Source organism: Inhella sp. (assembly GCF_027532025.1).
GTDB lineage: Bacteria > Pseudomonadota > Gammaproteobacteria > Burkholderiales > Burkholderiaceae_C > Inhella.
Window position 1 is genome coordinate 19949 of the sequence record NZ_JAPZSY010000082.1, and the last position, 7919, is coordinate 27867.

The 7919-nt window shown below is 69.2% G+C and carries 4 protein-coding genes and 1 pseudogene; 2 read left to right on the forward strand and 3 right to left on the reverse strand.

Annotation, left to right across the window (positions count from 1 at the left end; genetic code table 11):
- Nucleotides 1-18 precede the first annotated feature (18 nt).
- Nucleotides 19-2631 (reverse strand): response regulator, encoded by a 2613-nt coding sequence (locus O9335_RS11130; protein WP_298387942.1) that lies wholly within the window; start codon nt 2629-2631, stop codon nt 19-21.
- A 138-nt stretch (nt 2632-2769) separates the two neighbouring features.
- On the opposite strand from O9335_RS11130, the gene O9335_RS11135 reads away from it, so the two are divergent.
- Nucleotides 2770-5226, forward strand: coding sequence for a cation-transporting P-type ATPase (locus O9335_RS11135; RefSeq protein ID WP_298387945.1), 2457 nt, complete (start codon nt 2770-2772; stop codon nt 5224-5226).
- A 92-nt stretch (nt 5227-5318) separates the two neighbouring features.
- Here the strand turns inward: O9335_RS11135 and O9335_RS11140 are convergent, their stop codons facing one another.
- Nucleotides 5319-6353: an NADP-dependent oxidoreductase gene (locus O9335_RS11140; RefSeq protein WP_298387948.1), complete on the reverse strand. Its 1035-nt coding sequence runs from the start codon at nt 6351-6353 to the stop codon at nt 5319-5321.
- Between the two features lie 103 nt (nt 6354-6456).
- Between O9335_RS11140 and ylqF the strand changes: the two genes are divergently transcribed.
- Nucleotides 6457-7443, forward strand: a complete 987-nt coding sequence (gene ylqF / locus O9335_RS11145; RefSeq protein WP_298387951.1) for a ribosome biogenesis GTPase YlqF — start codon at nt 6457-6459, stop codon at nt 7441-7443.
- Between the two features lie 106 nt (nt 7444-7549).
- Here the strand turns inward: ylqF and O9335_RS11150 are convergent.
- Nucleotides 7550-7919: pseudogene (locus O9335_RS11150) on the reverse strand (transposase); the annotation flags it as partial.

Genomic DNA, 7919 nt, shown 5'->3' on the forward strand with positions numbered 1-7919 from the left:
TCCTTTCCGTCGGGGCGTCTAAGGCCGTTTCATCGCGCCTCGCAGGCGCCGTTGCGTGCCATCGTAGGCGGGGGACAGACGCGGCAGGCAGTCGAGCAAGCGGGCCTGCTGGCGCTCCACGGCCGCTTGCTCCATCTCGCCCAACAACGCACCCAAGGTCAGGGCGCCGATGGACATCGAACTGCCTTTGACGTTGTGGGCGATGCTGCGGGCGCTGTCAAAGTCCTCGTCACGCACCGCTAGAGCCAGGCGCTCGAGCTTGTCGCCCGCTTCGTCCAGGTACATCTGGGCCAGCGTGTCGAACTCGTCGCGCAAGTAGCCGCGCACGGTTTCGAAGTCGTCGCTCGTCTCCTGGGCGGGGGCGTCGCTGGCCGGGGCGTCGGCGGTTGGCGGTGCGGGGTTGTCGCCGTCCCGCGGGCCGCGCGGCAGGCGCTGGGCCAGTTTGTCGTACAGGGCTTCTGGGAAGATGGGCTTGGACAAGAAGTCGTCCATGCCGGCGTTGCGGCAGCGCTCCGCGTTGCCTTCCATGGCATCGGCCGTGAGCGCGATGATGGGCAGGTGCCGCGGGCTGGGTGCGTCGGCTTCGCGGGCCCGGATGGTGCGGGTGGCCTCGTAGCCATCCATTTCGGGCATTTGGCAGTCCATCAGCACCAGGTCGAAGGGCAGCAACTCCACCATGCCGCAGGCCTCTTGCCCGTTGCCCGCGACCTCCACCGAGCAGCCAAAGCGCTGCAGCATGGCCGAGACGACGCGCTGGTTGACGGCGTTGTCGTCCACCACCAGCACGCGGCTGTTGAGGAAGGGCTGTTGGTGGCGGGCCGGTCGGGCGTCGTCCGACAAGGCCTGCACCAGGCTGTGGCGGGTGAAGTACGGGGTCGAGGAGTCAGGCGCCGACAACACGGCGTCGATCAGGTTGCCGACGTCGCGGCGGCGGATGGGTTGGCACAGGTAGGCGCGGAAGCCGGCCGCCTGGAAGGACGCCGCGTCGGACTGTCGCGACGCCGGCCCCAGGGCCAGCAGCCGGGTCTGGCGCAGCGCGGCATCGTCTTTCAGGGCTGCCGCCAAGGTCAGGCCGTCCAGGCCAGGCAGGTCCAGCGCCAAGATCGCCGCGCTGAGGGCTCGGCCTTGCATCGCTGCCTCTTGCAAGGCTTGCAGGGCGCCAAACCCGCTGTCGCAGCCGGTGGGGACGAGGCCGAAGTGCCGCAACTCTTCGTCCAGGATCTGGCGGGTGACCGGGTGGGCCGCGGCGTACAGGACGTGCCGACCGGCATGCGCTGACCGCTGGCGCTCAGGCGCGGTGGAGGTCGTGGCCGTGGTCTCGGGAGGTGCCAGCGGCAGGTCGAGCGTGAACCAGAAGGTGCTGCCCTGCCCGTAGGTGCTCTCCACCCCGATCTGTCCCCCCATCAGCTCCACCAGTTGCTTGGAGATGGCCAGGCCCAGGCCGGTGCCACCGTACACGCGGGTGGTGGACATGTCGGCCTGCGAGAACTTTTGGAATAAGCGGCTCTGCTGTTCGGGGGTCAGGCCGATGCCGGTGTCGGTGATGCTGACGCGCAGGTGGGCATGGGTGTCGGTCGGCGCCGTGGGGCTGACCTCCAGCACGATCTGCCCCTGCTTGGTGAACTTGATCGCGTTGCTCACCAGGTTGCAGGCGACTTGGCGGATGCGTCCCGCGTCGCCAACGAGGTGGTCCGGCAGGGCGGGATCGACCCGCACGATCAGGTCCAGGCCCTTCAGGTCGGCGGGCACGCAGAGGAAGTCGGCGATCGATTCGGCGCCGGCCCGCAGCTTGAACGGGATGTTCTCGATGACCAACTTGCCCGCCTCGATCTTGGAAAAGTCGAGGATGTCGTTGATCAGCACCAGCAGGCTCTCGGCGCTGCCGCGCGCGACTTCGGCGTACTCTTTTTGCTGAGGCTTGAGGTCGGTGCCCAAGAGCAGGCCGAGCATGCCGATGACGCCATTCATCGGGGTGCGGATCTCGTGGCTCATGTTGGCCAGGAAGTCGCTCTTGGAGCGGCTGGCCGCTTCGGCCGCCATTTGGGCGTTGCGCATGCGCCGCCGCAGCGCGTTGTTGTAGCCCGCGAAGGCGGCGAACCAGGGCAGCACCATCACCATCGACACCCAGTACAGCAGCTGGGCGTTGGCGTTCAAGGGCTTGTGCAGCACGTAAATGCTCCAAAGCGACTCGCCGCCGTACAGCAGCACGCTGAACCCCACCAGCGCCATCATCTGCTTGACGGTCAGTTTGAACATGCCGAAGCAGATGGCCACCATGTACAGCATCAAGAAGATGCTGCGGGCCTCGGAGGTCGCATGGTGGATGCCGATGATGCCGACGAAGTTGCAGGCAAAGATCTGGGCCTGCGTCATGCTGGGGTCGGAAAAACGCAGGTTGACGTTCGAGACGATGAGCAGCCAATACACGCCGTTCACCACCGCGGCGGCCAACACGGTGAGCCAAACGCCTTGCCACTCGATAAAGCCGAGGAGTGCGCCGGCGATGCCCAAGGCGATGACCACGGCATAAGCCCCCGCGGCCATGGCCAAGCGCACCAGCCGCAGCTTTTGGCGTGGGTCGCGCGCGAGACGAACGGCGACAGCGGGCTGGGCGGGGGCGTCGGTGCGCATCCGGCCGATGTTCACCGGGTTCGGGCGCTCTGGCAACCGGGGCGGGCTGGATGCCGGCCCCTGAAGTCCCCTGCGGCCGTGAACTTGCGCCGCCATCGCGGCGCGGCATGCGCGCACCAAGGCGGTGACACTGCACGCATGAGCCAGCGTCCCGTCCCGCTCGACCGCCTGCCCGATCTGCCCGATGCCGGGGCCGGCTTGAGCCGTGCCCAGGTGGCGGCGCAACAGCGGTGGGGGACCAACGACATCGTGTCGTCCGAGAGCGGCGGTTGGCGCCAAGTGCTGCGCGACAGCCTGCGCGATCCCATGCTCGGCTTCCTGTTGCTCACGGCCGCGCTGTTCGGCGCCTTGGGCCAGTGGACCGAGGCGCTGACCCTGTTGGCTGCCATCGTGCCGCTGCTGGCCATGGACGCGGTGCTGCACCGGCGCACGCAGGCCTCGTCGGCCGGGCTGGCCAGCCGCTTGGCCAGCCACGCCCGCGTGTTGAGGGACGGCGAATGGCAGACCGTGCCGGCCCGCGAGTTGGTGCCGGGCGATCTCGTCGAGGTCCCGCCCGGCGACCACATCCCCGCCGACGGTCTGCTCGTGGGCGGTGAGGCCTTGCAGGCCGACGAGTCCACGCTGACCGGCGAATCGCTGCCGGTGGTCAAGCGAGCGTTGCCGGTGCACGGGCCCTTGCCGGACCGTGCGGACGACGTGCACTGGGCCAGCGCTGGCACGCGCTTGCTGACAGGCCAGGCACGATTGCGCGTGATGCACACCGGCGCCGACACCCGCTACGGCGAGATCGTGCGTTCAGCCCGCGTGGACACGCAAGGCCGAACGCCCTTGCAGCAGGCCATCGGCGGGCTGGTTCGGGGGCTGCTGGGTCTGGCCGTGGCGGTGTGTCTGGTGCTGGCCGCGGTGCGGCTGTGGCAGGGGCACGGTTGGGTGGACGCGCTGCTCAGTGCGGTGACGCTGGCCGTGGCGGCGCTGCCGGAAGAGTTCCCCGTCGTTTACACCTTCTTCTTGGGCGTGGGCGTGTTTCGGCTGGCGCGCCGCAAGGCCCTGGTGCGGCGTGCGGTGGCGGTGGAAAACATCGGTCGGGTCAGCTGCATCGTGTCCGACAAAACCGGCACCCTGACGGCTGGGGCGCTGGTGTTGGCCCACCTCCAGCCCGCACCCGGCTGCGACGACGCGGTCCTGCTGGAGCGGGCGGCTCGGGCGGCCCGCGCCGACAGCGGCGACCCCATGGACCAGGCGCTGCACGCGGCGGCCTCGGCCGTGCCGTCGGATCGCTTGCTGGCCACCTTCCCCTTCACCGAGGCGCGGCGGCGGGAAACCCTGGTCTGGCAGTGCGACGGGGGCGCCATGCTGGCCTGCAGCAAGGGGGCGCCCGAGACGATGCTGGCGCTGTGCGCGCTGCCGCCGGCCGAGCGCGAGGCTTGGCTGGCCCGGGTGGATGCCTTGGCGGCGGGTGGCCACAAGGTGATCGCCGTGGCGTGGCGCGACGGGGTGGGCACGGAGACGCCCCAAGACGAGCCCAGCGACGGCTTCCGCCTGGCCGGTCTGTTGGCCTTTGAAGACCCGGTGCGCTACGGCGTGCGCGAGGCCCTTGCCAGCTGCTTGGCCGCCGGCATTCGCGTCGTCATGTGCACGGGCGACCACCCGCGCACCGCCACCGCCGTGGCGCGCGACATCGGCCTGGGCGCGGGCGATCCGCGCGTGCTGGCGCTGGGCCCCGAGGCCGACTTGGCCGCCTTGCTGGCCGAGGGGGGACGGCTGGACGGTGTGGCGCGGGCCACGCCGGCGCAAAAGGTGGAGCTGGTGCAGGCCTTGCAGCGCCAGGGCGAATTGGTGGCCGTGACGGGCGATGGCGTGAACGACGTGCCGGCCCTGCGCGCCGCCGACATCGGGGTGGCCATGGGCGAGCGCGGCACGCGCAGCGCCCGCGAAGTGGCGCCCGTGGTGCTGCTGGACGACAACTTCGGCACCCTGGTCGCCGCGGTGGCCGAAGGGCGCCAGTTGTTCCAAAACCTGCGGCTGGCCTTCGCCTACCTGCTGCTCATCCACATGCCCCTCGTCGTCGGGGCGGCCCTGATCCCGATGTTGGGGCTGCCACTGCTGTTCCTGCCCTTGCACATCGTTTGGCTGGAGCTGCTCATCCACCCGACCGCCATGCTGGCTTTTCAAGACCTGCCGCCGCAGGGGCCCCTGGCGGCCGCGGTGCGCGGCCAGCCGGCGCGCTTTTTTGCGCCGCAGGCCTGGTGGGTGATCCTGGGGCTTGGGGCGCTGATGAGCGCCGCCCTGGTGGGCGGCTACCTGCTGGCGCTGGGACCCAACGCCGATGCGCCCCACGCCCGCGCCATGGCCTTGGGGCTGTTGACGGCGATCAGCGCCGCCGCCGTGATCGGACTGACGGGGCTGCGGCGCCCCGCTGCCCGTTGGGCGGCGCTGGGCACCCTGGCGTCGGGTGTGGTGCTCATCCAGTGGCCGGCGAGCAGCCGCCTGTTGGAACTGGCCCCCTTGCACGGGGCCGATTGGGGCCTCATCGTCGTCGCCCTGGTGGCCGTCAGCCTTGCTGCGGCCGCGCTGGCTCGGCGCTTGAAAGCCTGAACGCCAGCGCGCGCCGCCAGCGCGGCCGTCTTGGCGGCGCTGGCGGTGACGCGGGAAGCCTTCTCAACCGCAGGGAGGCTTTGACCCGGGCCTCAGTCGGCCAGTTGCAGCACCAGCTTGCCGAAGTTCTCGCCGTTGAACAGCTTGAGCAGGGTGGATGGGAAATCGGCCACGGTGCCGCGCACCACGTCTTCCTTGCTCTTCATGCGCCCGTCTTTCAAGTAGGCCGCCATCTCGGCGATGGCTTCCATGTACCGCGGGGCGTAGTCGAAGACCACGATGCCTTCCATGCGAGCGCGGTTGACCAGCAGGCTCAGGTAGTTCTTGGGGCCCTGCACCGCCGTGGTGTTGTTGTACTGGCTGATGGCGCCGCAGATGACGATGCGCGCCTTGCGGTTGATGCGGGTCAGCACGGTGTCGAGGATCTCGCCGCCGACGTTGTCGAAGTAGACGTCGATGCCGTCCGGGCAGTGCTGCTTCAAGCCGTCCTTCACGGGGCCGGCCTTGTAGTCGATGCAGGCGTCGAACCCCAGTTCCTTCACGACCCACTCGCACTTGGCCGAACCGCCGGCAATGCCCACCACGCGGCAGCCCTTGATCTTGGCCAGTTGGCCCACGGTCTGGCCCACGGCACCGGCAGCGCCGGAGACCACGACGGTTTCGCCCGCCTTGGGTTGGCCCACGTCCATCAGGCCGAAGTAGCCGGTCATGCCAGGCATGCCCAGCACGTTCAGCCACTGGGTGACCGAGCCCAGGCGGGGGTCGATGCGGGCCAGGCCGGTGCGCTTGATTTGGTCGCCCGGAACCAGGAAGTAGTCCTGCACCCCCGGGCCGCCGGTGACGAGCGAGCCCACGGGAAAGGCGGCGTTCTCGCTGGCGATCACGCGGCCGATGCCGCCGGCCCGCATCACGGCACCGATTTCCACGGGCGGGATGTAGCTCTTGCCTTCGTTCATCCAGCCGCGCATGGCTGGGTCCAGGCTCAGGGCCAAGGTTTGGCACAGCACGCCGCCTTCGGTCGGTGCGACCACGGGCTCGGCAGTGGCCTGCCAGCACTCGGGGCCGGGCAGGCCCACGGGGCGCTGGGCGAGGCGGATTTGGTGGTTGGTGAGCGTGCTGAGGTCCATGGAGGCTCCGGCGGGGGTGAGATAGGAGGGGGAGGGCGGCGATGGTACGGCGGTGTCCCGGACAATGCTGTCCCGACCCCGACACTCTGCCCAGGCCCTTTTCGTGCCCATCCAATGGTTCCCGGGCCACATGGCCCTGACGCGCACCGCCATCCAGGAGCGGCTCCAAGACGGCATCGACGTCGTCATCGAAATGCTGGATGCCCGCCTGCCCGGCTCCAGCGCCAACCCTTTGCTGGCGCAGCTGACGCGCGGGAAGGCGGCGGTGAAGGTGCTGAATAAACAGGACTTGGCCGACCCGCTGCGCACCGAGGCTTGGCTGGCGCACTACAACGCCCAGCCGAGCACGCGCGCCATCGCGATGGACACCAAGCAGATCACGCCCGCCAAAGCGCTGCTGGCGGCCTGCCGTGCCTTGGCGCCCCACCGCACCAGCATGGTCAAGCCGCTGCGACTGCTGATTTGCGGCATCCCCAACGTGGGCAAGAGCACGCTGATCAACGCCATGGTGGGTGGGCGCCGCGTGGCCAAGACGGGCGACGAGCCGGGCATCACCAAGGTCGAGCAAAAGATCGTGCTTGCCAAGGACGTGCTGCTGTACGACACCCCCGGCATGCTGTGGCCCCGCATCAGCGTGGAGCAGGCGGGCTACCACCTGGCCGCCAGCGGCGCCGTGGGCCGCAACGCGTTAGACGAGGAAGAGGTGGCGGTGGAGCTGCTGGCTCGGCTGCGCGCCGACTACCCGCAGGCTCTGAGCCAGCGCTATGCGGTGGAGGGCTGGGCCACGATGAGCGACGAGGAGGCGCTCGCCGCCATCGGCCGCAAGCGCGGGGCCATGCTGCCTGGTGGGCGGGTGAACCTGCAAAAGGCGGCCGAAGTGGTGCTGGTCGAATTCCGCCAAGGCGTGCTGGGCCGCGTGACGCTGGAAACGCCCGAGCAGTTTGCGCAGTGGGTGGCCCAGGCGGCTCAAGCCGACGCCGAGCGCGAGGCGCGCAAGGCCGAGCGGCTCAAGGCGCGCGCCAAAGGCCCGGCTACGCGGCAAGAGCGAGAGGCGCTGCGCGCGGCCGAGGAAGACGACGCAGACGCTTAGCCGGCCGCGCAGGCTTCTAAACCTAAAATCCGCAGTTGCCCGCCGCCGCACGTCGTTTCCTCCAACGCTGGCGCGGACTTATTGATCCGGCCCCATTGAACTTGGCTCACGCCGCGTAGCGAACGGGACCGTGCTCGAAGTACTTGCGAATTCGTTCAGGCTGGCGCTGGACGCAAATGCTTGGCCGTGGCCCTCACCAGTTGCAGCTTCGTGCGCGCCGGTGCCTGCTTGGTCACCGCCTGCTTGATGTCTGCGTTGGCCATCTCATCCGGGTTCAACTCCGGGCTGTAGCTGGGCGGGTAGAACACCTCGATGGCGTCGGCGTGCTCGGCCAGCCAGGCCTTGACCTGCTTGGCGTGATGCACCCGCAGGTTGTCCAGAATCAGAAACAGCTTCTTGGTCTGTCCCTTGATCAGGCGATGCAGGAAGTCGATCAGGATCGTGGAGTTGAGCGCCCCCTCGAAGATGCGCCAGCG

Bases quoted from the DNA above. Each gene is read 5' to 3' on its own strand.
- O9335_RS11130 (WP_298387942.1), bottom strand. From the start codon at position 2,631: ATGCGCACCGACGCCCCCGCCCAGCCCGCTGTCGCCGTTCGTCTCGCG.
- O9335_RS11140 (WP_298387948.1), bottom strand. From the start codon at position 6,353: ATGGACCTCAGCACGCTCACCAACCACCAAATCCGCCTCGCCCAGCGC.
- O9335_RS11135 (WP_298387945.1), top strand. From the start codon at position 2,770: ATGAGCCAGCGTCCCGTCCCGCTCGACCGCCTGCCCGATCTGCCCGAT.